The sequence below is a fragment of the Amycolatopsis sp. NPDC049159 genome (genome assembly GCF_040648295.1).
Lineage (GTDB): Bacteria > Actinomycetota > Actinomycetes > Mycobacteriales > Pseudonocardiaceae > Amycolatopsis > Amycolatopsis pretoriensis_A.
Genome location: NZ_JBEZDL010000019.1, coordinates 178,926 through 195,077 on the forward strand (window position 1 = coordinate 178,926; position 16,152 = coordinate 195,077).

At 72.9% G+C, this 16,152-nt stretch carries 16 protein-coding genes; 6 read left to right on the forward strand and 10 right to left on the reverse strand.

What is annotated here, in order from left to right; genetic code table 11:
- Positions 1–125: 125 nt before the first annotated feature.
- The 5 genes from AB0B33_RS32190 to AB0B33_RS32210 all read left to right on the forward strand — a co-directional run bounded on the left by AB0B33_RS32190 (position 126) and on the right by AB0B33_RS32210 (position 4,861).
- Positions 126–1,001, forward strand: coding sequence for a universal stress protein (locus AB0B33_RS32190; RefSeq protein ID WP_360778546.1), 876 nt, complete (start codon positions 126–128; stop codon positions 999–1,001).
- 139 nt (positions 1,002–1,140) lie between these two features.
- Positions 1,141–1,572: a hypothetical protein gene (locus tag AB0B33_RS32195; protein ID WP_360778549.1), complete on the forward strand. Its 432-nt coding sequence runs from the start codon at positions 1,141–1,143 to the stop codon at positions 1,570–1,572.
- 7 nt (positions 1,573–1,579) lie between these two features.
- Positions 1,580–2,533 carry a magnesium transporter CorA family protein gene (locus AB0B33_RS32200; protein WP_247022196.1) on the forward strand — a complete coding sequence of 318 codons (954 nt, stop codon included), beginning with the start codon at positions 1,580–1,582 and terminating at the stop codon, positions 2,531–2,533.
- Positions 2,534–2,798: 265 nt separating this feature from the next.
- Positions 2,799–3,209: a metalloregulator ArsR/SmtB family transcription factor gene (locus tag AB0B33_RS32205; RefSeq protein WP_360778552.1), complete on the forward strand. Its 411-nt coding sequence runs from the start codon at positions 2,799–2,801 to the stop codon at positions 3,207–3,209.
- Positions 3,206–4,861 carry a SulP family inorganic anion transporter gene (locus AB0B33_RS32210; protein ID WP_360778554.1) on the forward strand — a complete coding sequence of 552 codons (1,656 nt, stop codon included), beginning with the start codon at positions 3,206–3,208 and terminating at the stop codon, positions 4,859–4,861. Before AB0B33_RS32205 ends, AB0B33_RS32210 begins: the two co-directional genes overlap by 4 nt.
- A 109-nt stretch (positions 4,862–4,970) precedes the next feature.
- Here the strand turns inward: AB0B33_RS32210 and AB0B33_RS32215 are convergent, their stop codons facing one another.
- Genes AB0B33_RS32215 through AB0B33_RS32255 form a run of 9 tightly spaced genes read right to left on the reverse strand, consistent with a single transcriptional unit; the run spans position 4,971 to position 14,876 of the window.
- A complete protein-coding gene (locus AB0B33_RS32215; protein WP_360778557.1) occupies positions 4,971–7,634 on the reverse strand; it encodes an HAD-IC family P-type ATPase in 2,664 nt (887 codons plus the stop codon).
- Positions 7,631–8,740 carry a glutamate--cysteine ligase gene (locus tag AB0B33_RS32220; RefSeq protein ID WP_360778560.1) on the reverse strand — a complete coding sequence of 370 codons (1,110 nt, stop codon included), beginning with the start codon at positions 8,738–8,740 and terminating at the stop codon, positions 7,631–7,633. The genes AB0B33_RS32215 and AB0B33_RS32220 overlap by 4 nt, the downstream gene beginning before the upstream one ends.
- A 5-nt stretch (positions 8,741–8,745) precedes the next feature.
- Positions 8,746–9,252, reverse strand: coding sequence for a flavodoxin domain-containing protein (locus AB0B33_RS32225; protein WP_360778563.1), 507 nt, complete (start codon positions 9,250–9,252; stop codon positions 8,746–8,748).
- A gap of 11 nt (positions 9,253–9,263) precedes the next feature.
- Positions 9,264–9,533, reverse strand: coding sequence for a DUF1876 domain-containing protein (locus AB0B33_RS32230; protein ID WP_360778565.1), 270 nt, complete (start codon positions 9,531–9,533; stop codon positions 9,264–9,266).
- Positions 9,534–9,543: 10 nt separating this feature from the next.
- On the reverse strand, positions 9,544–11,166 hold the full coding sequence (locus AB0B33_RS32235; RefSeq protein WP_360778568.1) for an NAD(P)-binding protein: 1,623 nt from the start codon (positions 11,164–11,166) through the stop codon (positions 9,544–9,546).
- A 1-nt stretch (position 11,167) separates the two neighbouring features.
- Positions 11,168–12,163: a thiamine pyrophosphate-dependent enzyme gene (locus AB0B33_RS32240; protein WP_360778571.1), complete on the reverse strand. Its 996-nt coding sequence runs from the start codon at positions 12,161–12,163 to the stop codon at positions 11,168–11,170.
- A 4-nt stretch (positions 12,164–12,167) separates the two neighbouring features.
- On the reverse strand, positions 12,168–13,406 hold the full coding sequence (locus AB0B33_RS32245; protein WP_360778573.1) for a transketolase C-terminal domain-containing protein: 1,239 nt from the start codon (positions 13,404–13,406) through the stop codon (positions 12,168–12,170).
- Positions 13,390–13,986 carry a 2-oxoacid:acceptor oxidoreductase family protein gene (locus tag AB0B33_RS32250; protein WP_360778577.1) on the reverse strand — a complete coding sequence of 199 codons (597 nt, stop codon included), beginning with the start codon at positions 13,984–13,986 and terminating at the stop codon, positions 13,390–13,392. Before AB0B33_RS32250 ends, AB0B33_RS32245 begins: the two co-directional genes overlap by 17 nt.
- Entirely contained in the window at positions 13,983–14,876 is an 894-nt protein-coding gene (locus AB0B33_RS32255; RefSeq protein ID WP_360778580.1) for a fructose-bisphosphate aldolase, read from the reverse strand. Before AB0B33_RS32255 ends, AB0B33_RS32250 begins: the two co-directional genes overlap by 4 nt.
- A gap of 159 nt (positions 14,877–15,035) precedes the next feature.
- Here AB0B33_RS32255 and AB0B33_RS32260 point away from each other — a divergent pair, with 159 nt between their 5' ends.
- A complete protein-coding gene (locus tag AB0B33_RS32260) occupies positions 15,036–15,395 on the forward strand; it encodes a spore germination protein GerW family protein (RefSeq protein ID WP_360778583.1) in 360 nt (119 codons plus the stop codon).
- 7 nt (positions 15,396–15,402) lie between these two features.
- Here AB0B33_RS32260 and AB0B33_RS32265 read toward each other — a convergent pair whose 3' ends face one another.
- Positions 15,403–15,909: a MarR family transcriptional regulator gene (locus tag AB0B33_RS32265; RefSeq protein WP_360778586.1), complete on the reverse strand. Its 507-nt coding sequence runs from the start codon at positions 15,907–15,909 to the stop codon at positions 15,403–15,405.
- Positions 15,910–16,152 lie beyond the last annotated feature (243 nt).

Consider the following 16,152-nt stretch of genomic DNA (forward strand, 5'->3'; position numbering starts at 1 on the left):
TCCCGCCCAGCATGCCGCCACCGGACCGCGGCCGGAAGTCCCACCACCGGAGGACTTCCGGCCGCAGCCGCCCAGGGCGGTGCCCCCTACGGTCCGGCTCACGACACCCGTATTCAGGAGCCGCCATGACCACGACCGATCGCCCGATCGTCACCGGAGTGGACGGGTCGGGCGAGGCGCTCGACGCCGTCCGCTGGGCCGGCCGGACCGCCCGACTGCACGACGCCCCGCTGGAAATCGTGCACGCCCTCGACTTCCCGGCGCTGCTCGCCGGCGGCGTCGTCCCCCCGCCGGAAGAGATGAGGGACGTCCTGCGCGCGCACGGGAACCGGTACCTGCGCGCCGCCCGCGAGATCGCCGAAGCGCAGGGCGCGCCCGTGGTGACGGCCCGGCTCGACCCCGACCGGGCCGCACAAGCTCTCATCGAAGCGTCGCGGAAGGCCGCGCTCGTCGTGGTCGGTTCCGGCGGGCACGGCCGGCTGACCGGTCTCCTCGCCGGCTCGGTCGCCTCCGCCGTGGGCGCGCACGCGTGCTCGGACGTGGTGGTGGTCCGCGGCGACACGTGGGACGAGCCCGGCGCGGAAGACCGTCCGGTCGTCGCCGGGATCGACGGCAGCGAGCAGAGCACCCGGATCCTCGCGACGGCCGTCGCGGAGGCGAAGGCGCGCCACGCCCGCCTGGTCGTCGTGCACGCGTCGGCGGACGATCCGCCCCGCCCGGAAACCGAGCCGCACCTGGACCCGCAGGCTTCCGCCGAAGCCGGGCAACGGCTGCTGGCCGGGCTGACCGGCGAGCACGACGCCGGCGACGTCCGCATCGACCGGGTCGTGGTCCGCAGCCATCCCCGCCGTGAGCTGATCGGGCAGAGCACGACCGCTCAGCTCGTCGTGCTCGGCGACCGCGGCCGCGGCGGGTTCCCCGGCCTGCTGCTGGGCTCCACCGGCCAGGCGCTGCTGCACAACGCGTCGTGCCCGGTGTACCTCGTGCGCACCGCCACCTGAGACGACCGAAGTCCTCACGCGGATGGGCCTTCGCCCCACCGGAACCGGGGCCGGGAGGCCCCGGTGACCGGGGCGGTCCGGCCCTCGTCGCCCGGCTCCGCCCGGCGGAGGCTGGGACCGGACGAAAGTGAGGCACACCATGGACGCCCAGCCCGGATCCGCCCCGGCGACCACCGCCGAACCGACGTCCCCCCGCCGCAACCGCCTGGCCCTGCGGCCCGCGGGCGTCGTCGACGCCCGCTACGCCGACGTCGCCGACCAGCGACTGGCGCGCACGCTCACCGCGGAAGACCAGTCCGAAGAGGACGGTCTGGACGCGCTGGAGCGCGTCACGTGCCGCACCCACCGCCGCTGGCTGCACGACTGCGTCGCCTCCCCGCTGCACGTCGTCATCGTGACCGGCACCCGCTGGTGCCGCGCCTGCGAATGTGCCCTGAACGTCGCGGTCGACCAGCTGGCCGGCGACGTCTCGGTGCACTGCCCGTCCTGCGGCGAAACCCCCGCGACGCGCGCCACCCGCCAGCTGGTCCGCGCCTGCCGCGCCAGTCTCGCCGCCGCGCACGACCACTGAGCCGGCGATGACGCGCAGCCGGTTGTACCGCAGCGGTGTCCTCGAGGCGGAGGACTTCCCCGCCGCCGAGGCCGCCCGCCACCTCGCCGACCCGTCGGTGACCCTGTGGCTCGACCTGGACGCGCCCACCGCTCAGGACCTCGCGGACCTGACCACCGAGTTCGGCCTGCACCCGCTCGCCGTCGCGGCCGTGCTCGACGACGAGCACCAGCGGCCGAAGCTCGTCCGCTACGACCGGCACGCGTTCCTCGCCGCGTACCTCGTGCGGGTGACCGACGGCGCGCTGACGGCGTCGGAGCTCGACGCCTTCGTCACCGACCGGGTGCTGATCACCGTGCACCACAACAACACCGCCGACATCGACGCGCTCACCGCCCGCTGGGACAGCACGCCCGAACTGGCGAAGAACGGCGCCGCGTTCCTGCTCCACGGTCTGCTCGACTACCTGGTCGACGCGCACCTGGACGCCGTTCAGGTGCTGGACGAGCAGGTCGAGGCCCTCGAGGACCTGGTGTTCGCCGACCACGTCGACCACACCGACCTGCAGCGCCGGTCCCTGCGGCTGCGCCGGAGCCTCAGTCGGCTGCGCCACCTGGCCGTGCCGATGCGGGAGATCGTCGCCTCGCTGATGCGCCGCGACGACACGCTGCTGCCGTACTTCCAGGACGTCTACGACCACGTCCTGCGCGTGACGGAGTGGACGGAGTCGCTGCGCGACCTGATCGCGACGATCCGCGAAACCCAGCTGAGCATCCAGGGCAACCGCCTGAACACGATCATGAAGAAGGTGACGAGCTGGGCGGCGATCATCGCGGTGCCGACGGCGATCACCGGCTTCTACGGGCAGAACATCCCGTACCCCGGGTTCGGCCAGGCTTCGGGGGTGTGGGTCTCGACGCTCGCCATCCTGCTCATCTCCGCGACGCTGTACGCGCTGTTCAAGCGCCGGGACTGGCTCTGAGCGCGGCACGCCGCTCCGGCAATCGGATGTCACGGCGGTCGGCCTCGGCCTGACGCCGGTCAAGGCCGCCGGCACCGCACCGACCCCGCCTGCGGCGACCAAGCCGAGCCCGCCGAGGTACGCGCCGTTCGAGTCGGCGCTGGTGAACGCGGACTGGTCCGCGCCTGCGTCACCGGGCCGATCACCTGGTCGCCGCCTTCGAGCGCGCTGCCGCACACCCTCGATTGATGGATTGATAGAGTCATCAAACAAGGAGGTGAGCCCCATGCCCGCGAGGTCCCGGACGACCGAGCCGCTCTACCGGATCAAGGCCGACCTGTTCAAGTGCCTGGCGCACCCGACCCGGATCCAGGTACTGGAAGTACTGGCGGCCGCGGGCGACGGGGGCGCTCCCGTGACCCGGCTGCTCGAAGTGACCGGATGCGAGGCCTCTCAGCTCTCCCAGCACCTCGCCGTCCTGCGCCGGTGCGGTGTGGTCACCTCGACGCGCACGGGCAACGCCGTGGAGTACTGGCTCGCGCAGCCCGTGGTCGCCGAACTGCTCGTGGTCGCCCGCGCTTTCCTGCTGGCGAGTCTCCGGCCGGGATCGGACCAGCTCCGCCTGGCCCGGCGCCTCCCGCCGCTTCCCGGGGCGAGTCCGCAGGCCGTTCTCGACGCCGTCGCGGAGCGCGTGTGAGCGGCCTCTCGGTGGTCAAGGCCCTGCTTCCCGCCCGAGCCGACTACGACTTCCGCCCGCCGGTCGTGCGGGCCGACGTACTCGCCGGGGTGACCGTCGGGGTCGTGGCGCTTCCGCTGGCGCTCGCGTTCGGCGTCAGTTCCGGCGCCGGCGCCGCGGCCGGGCTCGTCACCGCCGTCGTCGCCGGGGTGGTCGCGGCGGTCTTCGGCGGATCGCCGGTCCAGGTGTCCGGGCCGACCGGGGCGATGGCCGTGGTGCTGGCGCCGGTCGTCGCGGCCCACGGTGCTTCCTCGGTGGCGCTCGTGTCGATCATGGGCGGCATCCTCGTGCTCCTGGCCGGCGTGGCCCGGCTGGGCCGGCTGGTCGGCTACCTGCCCTGGCCGGTCGTGGAGGGTTTCACGCTCGGGATCGCCTGCATCATCTTCCTGCAGCAGGTCCCGGCCGCTGTGGGCACGACCGCGACCCCGGGGCGGAACCCGTTCCTGTCCGCGCTCGAAGCCGTGGCCGGCGCGGGCGCCGAGGTGGGCTGGACGGTGGGCACCGTGGCCGTCGTCGCGGTGATCATGCTCGTCCTGCCGCGGCTGCACCGCGGGATCCCGGCGTCGCTGGTGGCGGTCGCCGTGACGACCGTCGCCGCCGAGGTCCTGCACGTCCCCGTACCCCGGATCGGCACGCTGCCGAGCTCCATCGACGCCGCCCTGCCCTCCTTCACACCCGGCACGATCGGCGATCTGGCCGGCGGAGCCGTCGCGGTGGCCGCACTGGCGGCGATCGAATCCCTGCTTTCGGCCCGGGTGGCGGTGGCGCTCACCCGCGGCGGCCCGCCGGTCGGGCCGACGCGGCCGGACCGCGAACTCTTCGGACAGGGGCTCGCCTCGATCGTGAGTGGCCTGTTCGGCGGGATGCCGGCCACCGGCGCGATCGCGCGCACGGCGGTCAACGTCCGGTCCGGGGCGCGGACCCGGCTTTCCGCCCTGGTGCACGCCGTCGTGGTGCTCGCGGTGATCTACACCGCCACCGGGCTGGTGTCCCGGATCCCGCTGGCCGCGCTGGCCGGCGTCCTCATGGTCACGAGCCTGCGGATGGCGCCCGCGCGCACGATCCGCGACGTGGTCCGCGCGAGCCGGTCCAGCGCGGTGACCTTCGCCGTCACCGCGGTCGTCACGGTGGCCGCCGATCTCATCCTCGCCGTCGAGATCGGCCTCGTCGTCGCGGCGTTCTTCGCCCTGCGGACCGTCGCCCGGGCCGCCGGAGCCAGCCGGGAGCCGCTCCCCGGTGCCGCCGAGGACGGTGACGAGCACATCGCGCTGTTCCGGTTCGAAGGCGCGATGTTCTGGGGCGCCTCCGAGCGCGTCCTGACCGAGATCGCCGCCGCCGCCGGCGACGTCCGCGTCGTGATCCTCCGGCTCTCGCGCCTGCACCTGCTCGACGCGACCGGCGCGAAGGCACTCGGCGACACCATCGAGGAACTCGAGGCGAGCGGAGTCACGGTTCTCGTCAAGGGCGTGCAGGACCGCCATCACCACGTGCTCGCCGCCACCGGCGCACTCGGCCGGCTCGGGCACGAAGACCACCTCTTCGCGGACCTCGACGACGCCGTCGCCCACGCCCGGTTCCACGCCCGGACCGTCTCGGCTCCGTCGCCCGGCTGACCGTCCCCGCGGTTCCGGGGCAACCCGGCGCACGGGTCGCCCCGTCCTGCTCTTGCTGGTGTCGCCGCAGGTGGCCGCTCCGCCCCCGGACGCACGCCGGGCGAAACCCTCACCGCCGAAAGCTACGGCTGCCAGTTCCTCGAAGGACTCGCATCCCGCCGGTTCGACGCGAAGCCGCTCTGGGAGGCCCTGGGCGCGGCCGGTCTTCCCCCGCGGCTCCCCCGGTGAACCGCGACCAGAGGAGCTTGTCCGCCTCCACCACCGCGAACGCCGCCACCGCGGCCCCCAGCACCCACAGCCACGACCCGGCGCCCACCGGTGCCGTGTGGAACCACGAGTTCATCACCGGCACGTAGGTCAGCAGCAGCTGAAGCCCGGCCGTCAACCCGATGCCCAGCGCGAACATCCGGCTGCGCCCCGGCCACGCGCGCAGCACCGGGCGGTCCAGCGAACGGCAGCTGAGCAGGTAGGCGGCCTGCACCCCGACGAACACGTTGATCGCGGTCGTCCGCGCCTCCGCCACCGGCTCGCCCAAGCCCAGTTGCAGGCGGTACGCGCCGAACGCCGCCACCACGAGCAGGAGCGAGACGAGCACCACCCGGCGCAGCAACGCCGCCGTGAACAACGGTCGTGAAGGAGGTCGTGGCGGACGCCGCATGACGCCGGGCGACGTCGGCTCGAACGCCATCGTCAAGCCCAGGAAGACCGCTGTGGTCATGTTGATCCACAGGATCTGGACCGGCACGATCGGCAGCGTCGCGCCGAACAGGATCGCGACCAGCACGACCATGCCCTCGCCGATGTTCGCCGGCAGCGTCCAGGCGATGAACTTGCGCAGGTTGTCGAACACCCCGCGGCCCACCCGCACGGCCGCCTCGATCGACGCGAAGTCGTCACCGGTCAGCACCATGTCCGCGGCCTGGCGGGCGGCGTCGGTCCCGCCCGCGCCCATCGCCACCCCGATGTCCGCGCGGCGCAACGCCGGCGCGTCGTTCACCCCGTCGCCGGTCATCGCGACCACGTGACCGCGCCGCTGCAACGCCTGCACCAGTTCGAGCTTCTGGCCCGGCGACACCCGCGCGAACACCTGGGTGCCCGCCACGGCGTCGTCGAACTCCGCGGGCGGCAGCTCCGCCAGCTCGGCCCCGGTGAGGACCCGCGGCGAGTCGGCCAGCCCCACGGCGCCCGCGACGGCGACCGCCGTTCCCGCGTGGTCGCCGGTGATCATCTTGACATCGACCCCCGCGCTCCGGCAGGCCTCGATCGCGGTGATCGCTTCCGGCCGCGGTGGATCCTGCATCGCCTGCAGGCCCAGCAGAACCGGCTCCGGCGCGAGGCGGGCGAACGCGAGCACCCGCAGGCCCTGCGCGGTCAACGTCCGGTGCAGCCGGTCGAGGGCCTCCCGGTCGAGCGGACGCTCACCGCCGCCGGGCAGCACCTCGGTCACGCACCGGGCCGCGACCTCTTCGACCGCGCCCTTGAGGTAGCCGACCGAGCCGTGCACCGTCGTCATCATCCGCGTCTCCGACTCGAACGGGACGGTTTCCGTGCGGGGCGCGGCGGCCCGGAGCGCGGCGGGGTCCAGCCCGGCCTCGATCGCGGAGCCGAGCAGCGCGATCTCCGTCGGGTCGCCCTCGTCGAGCTCCGCGTCGTTGCACAACACCCCGGCGACCAGGCATTCGCGCAGCTCGGCGCCGGCGACGGGGACCAGCTCGCCGGCCGCCGCGAGGGTGGTCACGGTCATCCGGTTGCGGGTCAGGGTGCCGGTCTTGTCGGTGCAGATCACCGTCGTCCCCCCGAGGGTCTCGACGGCGGGCAGGTGCCGGACGATCGCGCCGCGCCGCGACATCCGCACGACGCCGATGGCCAGCACGATCGCGACCGCGGCCGGCAGCCCTTCGGGGATCGCGCCGACGGCGAGGGCGACCACGGCCGTGAACACCTCCGGGGCCGGCGTTCCCCGCACGACACCGAGCACGAACGCGCCCGCCGAGACCGCGACGATCACGAAGCTCAGCTGCCGGGAGAACCGGGCCAGCTTGCGCGTCAGCGGTGTGGTGACGGCTTCGGCCGTGGCCACCAGGTGCTGGATGTCGCCCAGCTGCGTGGCGCCGCCGGTCGCGATGACCAGCCCGCGCGCCTGGCCGCGGGTCACCAGCGTTCCCGAGTACGCCGAGCCGGCGCGGTCGGCGACCGGGGCCGCCGCGGCCACCGGATCGACGGACTTCACCACGGGCACCGACTCGCCGGTCAGCGCGGACTCGTCGATCTCGGCGAGGTGCACTTCGGCGAGCCGGACGTCGGCCGGGACCCGGTCGCCCGCGGCGAGCTCCACGACGTCACCCGGCACGAGCTCGGCCGCCGGGATCCGCCGCGGGACGCCGTCGCGGACGACGGTCGCCGTCACCGGGACCATGGTGGACAAGGCATCCAGCGCCCGCTGCGCCCGGGACTCCTGCACGAACCCGACGACGGCGTTCAGCAGCACGACCCCGCCGATCACCCCGGCGTCCACGTGCCCGCCGAACACCCACGTCACGACGCCGGCGAGCAGCAGGACGTAGATGAGCGGGTTGTGGAACTGGACGAGGAACCGCCGCAGCGGCCCCGGTCCGGCGGGGACGCTGACGGTGTTGGCGCCGAACCGGCTCAACCGCGTCCCGGCCTCGGCGGCGCTCAACCCGCGTCGCGGATCGACGCCGAGCCGCTCGGCGACGGCGGCCACCGGCAACGCGTGGAACTCGCCCGTGCCGGTCGCTGTTCCCGAGTTCACTGTGCCGCCTCCACGTTCTGGCCGTCGTCCGTTCCCCTGGTCGCCGCGGCCAGCCGGGCGGCGAACCTCGCCGGGGTCGCCGCCGCCGCCCGCAGCACCCGCTGCCGGCCGGCGCCACCGCCCAGGGTCTCGAGTTCGCGGCACCCGCGGCGGACCTCGTCGAGGTCGCCGGCGGCCCGCAGCGCCGGCCGGACGTACGCCAGCAGGTCTTCGACGAGCTTCTCGGCCGGGGCCGGCGATCCGGTGGTGACGTCCAGGCCCGGTCCGGCCAGGCCGTACCGGGCAGCGGTCCGGAGCGACCGCAGGACCACCGAGTCCGGTGTGCGCCGCGGCGGAGCGTCTTCGCCGAGCGCCGTGACCACGAGCGCCCGCACCAGCCCGGCGAGCACGACGGCGTCCCCGGCGTCCAGGCAGACGTCGGCGATCCGGACCTCCACCGTCGGGTACCGCGGCGACAGCCGGGCGTAGAAGTACACGCCGCGGACGTCCGGCGCGGCCCCGCTCCGGATCGCTTCCCCGATCGCCGCGTCGTACTCGGCGACATCGCGCCACGCGGCGGGCGGCCGGGCCGTCGGCCAGCGCGACCAGAGCGGGTACCGGGCGCTCGCCCAGCCCGAGTCGAGACCGTCGACGTAGGGCGAGTTCGCGCTCAGCGCCAAGAGCACGCCGAGCCACGGCCGCAGCCCGGCGAGCGCCCGGATCCCCGCCGCCCGGGACGGGATGCCGACGTGGACGTGGCAGGCGCAGGTGCCCGCGCGCTCGACCAGTGCCGGGAACCGGGCCGCCAGCCGCTCGTACCGCGCGTCGGCGGTGACCAGCGGCACGGCGCCGAACGGCGCGACCGCGGTGGCCACGGCCACGCAGCCCGCCTCGTCCGCGGCGTCGCCCAGCCGCTCGCGCAGCCGGGCCAGGTCCGCGCGGATCTCGGCGAGCGACCGGCAGACCCCCGTCATCGTCTCGACCTGGAAGCGCAGGAACTCCGGCACCACACCGGGTTCACCGCCCAGCGCGCCGAGGACCCGCGGCGCCGCCGGGACGGCCACCCCCGTCCGCGCGTCCAGCAGCACGAACTCCTCCTCCACCCCGACCGCCGGCTGGCCCCCCACGGCGGTCAGGACACGATGCGGCCCAGTGCCGCACCCCACGCCTCGGCGCGCTCGGCCTCTCCGGGCTTCAAGCCGTCTTCCGGTGCCGTCCCGACGAAGAAGCTCTCCGCGGGCACGACGAGCCGGCACCCGCGCCGGCGCAGCCGCTTGGCCTCGCCCAGCGACGCCGCCCCGGTGAGCACGCGCGCCTTGTCGATCCGGGTGTCGAAGGTCGCGGCCGGCAGCCCGGCCGGCACGGTGCCGACGGAGTCCAGCCACTCGCGAACCCCGGTGTGCGAGCGGGTGGGGTCGTGGGCCTGGTCCTCGGCCGACTTCCGCGTCGCGGCGCGGCTCATGCCGTGCACGTGGGTCGGGCCGCCGACGACGAGCAAATCGACGCCCGTCAGGTCCCGTGGCGCTTTGTCGACGTTGACCACCTCGACCGGGGCGGACCCGGCCAGCCCCTTGCCGATCGCCTCGGCCACCTCTTCGGTGGCACCGAACATCGATTCGAAGACGACGAGGATCCGCATGTCCGTTCCTTTCAGTGCTCGAGCCGCACGGGTTTGCGCGTGAGCGCTTCGATGTCGCCGGCGGCGCACTCGAACAGGTTGTGGGCCAGGTCGCTCAGCGCGCGCGACGTGGCGAGCTCGTCGCCGATCTCGGGCACGTCCCGGTCGACCGGGTTGAGCCGCGCCACCCCCACCCCGGAGATGCGGGTGTCGTCGGCGGTCTCCAGCCGGGCGGTGGCGCGGGTCCGGCCGTCATCGTCTTCGTCGATGTGCACTTCGACGTGCCAGCGCTTCTCGTGCATGACTTCCTCCTCAGGATTCTTCGGGCACCATTTCGATGGCGCCGCAGGGGCATTCGGCGACGCAGATCCCGCATCCCTTGCAGTAGTCGAGATCGATCGCGTACTTGTCGCCCGGCTCGAGCTTGATGACGGCGTTGTCCGGGCAGACGCCGTAGCAGTTGTCGCATTCGAAGCAGTTGCCGCAGGAGAGGCAGCGGCGGGCTTCGAACAGCGCGGTCGACGCGTCGAGGCCGCCCTTGATCTCGTCGAACGTCGACACGCGCCGGGACAGGTCGAGGTGCGGGCGGACCTTGCGGTCGGCGTCGCTGTAGTACCAGGTGTTGAGGTTCTCGAACGTCGCCGGGCGCGGGTCCCGTGGTGCGTCGACGGCGGTCCCGCGCAGCCAGGAGTCGATCTCCCGGGCCGCCTTCGCGCCGTGCCCCACCGCGACGGTCGCGGTGCGCCCCGAAGGCACCATGTCACCGCCGGCGAAAACGCCCGGGTGCCCGGTCATCAGGCCGGGGCCGACGCGCACCACGCCGTCCGCGGTTTCGACGTCGGCCAGTCCGTCCACCAGGGACAGATCGGCGTCCTGGCCGAGGGCCAGCACGACGCTGTCGGCGGCCAGCCGCTCGAACTCGCCGGCCGGCTGCGGGAACCCGGACTCGTCCAGGCTCATCTTCTCGACGGTGATGCCCTCGCCGTCGACCTCCTTGATCGTCGACAGCCACCGCATCGCGACGCCCTCTTCGACCGCCTCGGCCACCTCGGATTCGTGCGCGGGCATCCGGTCCCGGGTGCGGCGGTAGACGACCACCGCGTCGGTGGCGCCGAGCCGCTTGGCCGTACGGGCGGCGTCCATCGCGGTGTTGCCCCCGCCGTACACCGCGACGCGGCGGCCGAGCAGCGGCCGCTCCCCGCTTTCCAGGTCGTGCAGCAGGGTGATCGCGTCGAGCACCCGCGCCGAATCGCCGGCCGGGATGTAGGCCCGCTTGCCCACCTGCGCCCCGACCGCGAGGAAGACGGCGTCGAAATCGGCCTTCGCGGAAACGACGTCGGTGACCCGGCTGTGCTGCTCGAACACCACGCCCATGTCCCGGATCCGGCCGATTTCGGCGTCGATGACGTCGCGCGGCAGCCGGTAGCGCGGGATGCCGTAGCGCATCATCCCGCCGGGCGCCGCCTCGGCGTCGCGGACGGTCACGGCGTGCCCGAGCCGGGCCAGGTGGTAGGCCGCCGACAACCCCGCCGGGCCGGCGCCGACGACGAGCACCCGCTTGCCGGACGGCGCCGCGACCGGGATCGTCCAGCCCTGCTTGATCCCTTCGTCGCCGAGGAAGCGCTCGACGGAATTGATGCCGACGGCTTCGTCGAGCTGGCCGCGGTTGCACGCGCTCTCGCACGGCCGGTAGCAGATCCGGCCGAGGACGGCGGGCAGCGGGTTGTCGGCCATGATGCCCCGCCACGCGTCCTGGTAGTCGCCGGATTCGGCGTGGTAGAGCCACTTCTGGATGTCCTGCCCGGACGGGCAGGCCTGGTTGCACGGCGGCAGCAGGTCGACGTAGACCGGCCGCTCGGTGCGCCACGCGCCGGTCTTGTTCGCCCGGCTCGAGCCGACGTCGAGCGTGATCGCGAACGGCTTCTCGTGCTCCACCTCAGACCTCCCCGAGCAGGTTGTAACGACGGATGTTCCGGTCGGCCTGCGCCTGGATCCCCGCGATCACGCCGGTCCGCGGCTCGTCGCCGAACAGGTGCGCGTACCGCGTCTGCAGCCGCAGGTAGTCCTCGACCGGCACGCGCTGCCGGATCTTCGAGGTCGCGACGACCTCGCCGTGCACGGCCTCGAACACCGGGAAGAGCCCGCTTTCCTTGGCCAGCCGGGCGATCCGGATGGTGTCGTGCGACGCGCTGCCCCAGCCGAGCGGGCACGGCACCAGCACGTGCAGGTACCGGGCACCGTGGAACTCCATCGCCCGCGTGACCTTCGCCTCCAGGTCGCGCAGGTCCGCGACGGTCGCCGTGGCCACGTACGGGATTTCGTGCGCCATCGCGATCCGCGGCAGGTCCTTGCCCTGGCCGAACACCGCGCCGGGATCGGGGCCGACGGCCGGGGTCGTCGCCGTGCGCGCCGCGGCCGGGGTCGCCCCGGAGCGCTGGACGCCGGTGTTCATGTAGGCCTCGTTGTCGTAGCAGATGTAGAGCACGTCGTCGTCGCGCTCGAACATCCCGGACAGGCAGGCGAACCCGATGTCGACGGTCCCGCCGTCCCCGCCCTGCCCGACCACGCGGACGTCGTCGCGGCCCTTGGCCTTCATCGCGGCGGCGACGCCGGTGGCCACGGCCGGCGCGTTGCCGAACAGCGAGTGCAGCCACGGGATCCGCCACGACGTCTCGGGGTACGGTGTCGAGAAGACCTCCAGGCAGCCGGTCGCGTTGACCGCGACCATCCGGTTGCCGGTGGCGCGCATGGCGGCGTCGAGCGCGTACCGGGCGCCCAGTGCTTCACCGCAGCCCTGGCAGGCCCGGTGCCCGCAGTCGATCGAGTTGATCCGCATCCGGTCGGACTGGACGCTGCGCTGGTCCTCACCCAGCAGCCGGCCCCCGATCGCGAAGCTGCCGGTCTGGTAGAACTTGATGGGCATCACGGCCATGTCGTCACCCGATTCCCGAGGCGACCGCACCGAGGTCGCGCAGGATGTTTTCGGCTGTCGGACCCGAGCGCCGGGCCGCGGCGAGGCGGCCGAGCTCGCGGTCGATCAGCGAGCGGTCGAGGTCGAGGAAGGTCAACGGCGGCAGCCGGTCCGCTCGCAACACCCCGGACAGGGAACGCTTCGTGATCGCACGGCCGCCCAGCCCGGCCACCACCGTGTGGACCTCGGTCGCGGGCGCCGCCGTGACGACGTTCTGCGTGACGATCCCGCCGACGCCGGGCTCGAAGGCCCGCTCCAGGACGACCACGCGCCGCGCGTGCCCGATGGCCGCCCGGACGGCCTCGGCCGGGAACGGCCGGAAGCAGGTCAGCCCGAGCACGCCGACCCGCAGGCCGTCCGCTCGCAGCTCGTCGACGGTGTCCTTGAGCGTGCCCAGCACCGAGCCGAGGGCGAGCACGATCGTCTCGGCGTCTTCGGTGCGGTAGGACCGGGTCAGGCCACCGGAATTCCGGCCGAACGCCTCGGCGAAGCGATCGGCGACGTCGGGGACGACGTCGAGCGCTTCCACCAATCGGGCGTGCGCGAGGTACTTCACCTCGGTGAAAGCCTCGGGCCCGACCATCGCGCCGATCGACGACGGCTCGTCGGGGTCGAGGACCTGCCGCGGCTCGTACGGCGGCAAGAAGGTGTCGACCTCCTGCTGCGTGGGCGTGTCCACCGGTTCCCAGGCGTGGGTCAGCACGAAGCCGTCCATGCAGACCATCACCGGCGTGGACAGCTCCTCGGCGATCCGGAACGCCTGGACGTGCAGATCCGCCGCTTCCTGGTTGGTCTCGGCGTAGAGCTGGATCCAGCCGGCATCGCGCAGGGCCATGCTGTCGCTCTGGTCGTTCCAGATGTTGATCGGCGCGCCGATCGCCCGGTTCGCCACCGTCATCACGATCGGCAGGCCGAGCCCGGCGACGTTGAAGACGGCCTCGGTCATGTACAGCAGGCCCTGGCTGGCCGTGGCGGTGTAAGCGCGCGCACCGGCGGCGGACGCGCCGATGGCGACCGACATGGCCGCGAACTCCGACTCGACGTTGACGAACTCGCACGGCGTGAGCGCGCCGGACTTCACCAGCTCCGCCAGGCCTTCGACGATGTGGGTCTGCGGCGAGATCGGGTACGCGCAGATGACTTCGGGGCGGCACAGCGCGACCGCGTCGGCGACGGCCCGGGAACCCTCAATCTGCCTGAGCACGGGCCAGCTCCTCCCGTTCGGCGCGGACGAACCCGTACGCGGCGGTCGCCGCGGCGATGTTGCCGTCGGCCTTGGCCCCGGTGAACCGGCCGGAGATCGCGGTGATCACCGAACGCAGCTCGACGACGCCGGTCAAAGCGGCGAACCCGCCGAGCAGCGCCGCGTTCGGCATCGGGCGGCCGAGGTGCTTCTGCGCCAGCTCGGTCGCGGGCACCACGAGGAGCCGCTCACGCCGGAAGCCGCGCACGAACTCCCCCAGGCCCAGCTCTTCGAAGCCGTGCGCGGAGTTCACCAGCAGGTACCCGTCGGGCTTCAGCCCCTCGAAGACGTTCACCTGGTGCAGCAGGGTGGCGTCCTGGATGATCAGCGCGTCCGGCGCGGTGATCGGCTCGCGCGTCCGGATCACCGCGCCGGAGATGCGGCAGAACGAGACCACCGGCGCGCCCGTGCGTTCGGAGCCGAAGCTGGGGAACGCCTGCGCGTGCCGTCCCTCCGTGAACGCGGCGACCGACAGCAGTTCCGCCGCGGTCACCACGCCCTGGCCACCGCGCCCGTGGATGCGAACCTCGGTCGTGGTCATGAGCTCGAATACTTGGCGAGGATTTCGCGCAGCGCCGAGACGAACCGCAGGGACTCGTCGTGGTCGCGCTGCCAGACGTTGCGGCCGAAGATCAGCCCGGTCGCGCCGGCTTCCATCGACTCGCGCGCCTTCTCGAGCATCGCGTCGTCACCGGCCTTGCCGCCACCCGAGACCAGGAGCAGGGTGCGGCCGGCCGAGCGCACGACCGCGTCGATCGCTTGCTGGCTGGTCGTTTCCCGGGCGTAGCCGCCGGGAACGTTGTCGATCTTCGCCGGGTGCGGGAAGTTCACCTTGACGACGTCGGCGCCGAGTTCGGACGCGGTCCGGGCGGCGTAGTCGACCGCGTAGAACGAGTCACGGCCACCCTTGGCTTCGATGGCCGAGCCGCGCGGGTAGGCCCAGACGATCAGCGGCATGCCGAACCGGTGCGCGTCGGCGCGGACCCGGCGCAGCTGCGCGAAGTCCTGCTCCTGCGCGGGCGTCCCGACGTAGAGCGTGTAGCCGACGGCGTCGGCGCCGAGCCGGACCGCGTCCTCGACGCTGCCGTGCAGCGGGGACAGCGCCTCGGCGTCGGACGGGATCTCGGTCTTGCCGTTGAGCTTCAGCACCAGCGGCAGTTCGCCCGCGTAGTCCCAGTAGAACTTCTCGGCCAGCCCGATCTGGATCGCGATGCCGTTGAAGCCGCCCTCGAGCGCCAGCTTGAGGATGTACTTCGGATCGCCCGCAGCCGGGTTGGCGAAGAAGTCACGGGGCCCGTGCTCCAATCCTTGGTCATACGGCAGGAAGAACGCCGTGCCGTTGCGCAAGCCGTGCTCGTGCAGGATGCGGTGCAGCCGGGTCTTCTTGCCGGTGTTCAGCCCGAGCTCGGCCAGCGGGGGACGGTGCGCCATGGCGGCCTCCGGAGTCGCTGATGCGTGACGAGCCCAGCAAATCGCGCGGGGACGGCCGTCACCGCTGGCGAACGCCACCGGCACCGGGGCCCTCGGTCACCGGCCGCGAGGACCATCGGCACTGCCGCTCGCGGGCTCGCGGTGCGGAGACTCCACGGCATGAAGGTCGACGAACTGATCGCGAAGGCGAAAGACGGTCTGGAAACCAGGATGGTCTACGGCGAGCCGTACGAGGTCGACGGCGTCACGGTGATCGTGGCTTCGTCCGTCGGCACCGGCGGTGGCGGCGGGGACGGCCGCGACGAAAACGGCCGCTCCGGCGAAGGGGGCGGCTTCGGGCTGTCCGCCAAACCGGTCGGGGCGTACGTCATCAAGGACGGCAAGCTCCGCTGGGAGCCGGCGGTCGACGTGAACCGCCTCCTGGCCACCCTCGGCGCGATCGCCGTGGCCGCGCTCTTCGCCGCGACGCGGCTGGCCAAGATCAAGTACCGCGCGCAGCCTGCGGCCGGCGAATCCTGAGCGCGGCCTACCCGGCCGGTTCGGCGGACCGGTTTTCTTCCACACCGGCCGTCCGGACCCGGTCGGTGAGCGCTTCGCCGATCGACGCGGGCTGGGCGGCCCGCTCCCGCAGCGCTTGGGCGATCTTGATGAGCACCACGGTGAATTCGCGGATGTGAGCCGGTTCAGAGCGCGCGACCGACTCGTAGACGTCCTCGCGGAACAGTGCGAACGAGGCTTCGATCGCCCTGCGGCCGACGGGGGTCAGGACGACCAGAACGCTGCGCCGGTCGGTCGGGTGCCGTTCGCGCCGGGTGAACCCGGCGGCCTCGAGCCGGTCGAGGAGCGCGGTCACACTGGCCGACGCGATGCCCAGCCGTTTCACCAGCGCCGACGGCGGCAACTGCCCCTCGTGCAGCAGCTCGCCCAGCACTGCGGCCTCGTGGACGCCGATCCCGAGAGCGGACGCCACCGCGCGCCGGTACTCGTCGGTGGCCACGATCACCGCTCTCAGTTGCTCAGCCAGACGTTCCATACTCACAACCCACAAGATCGCAGTCGAGATAACTAGCTTAACTAGATACTAGCCCATCTAGGCTCCTGCAGCTCGGCCGATTTTCCGCATCGTTCGCGCAAAGATAGGGCAGCGGCCACATCCGCTCGCGTCCGCCACGCCGATCGAGGAAAAACGCCGCACCCGCCGCCCGCGACCACCCGAAGATTCTCGGATCCCGAAATAAGCCATAGCCGAGAATCACGGCACCGTCCGCCCCGGCTT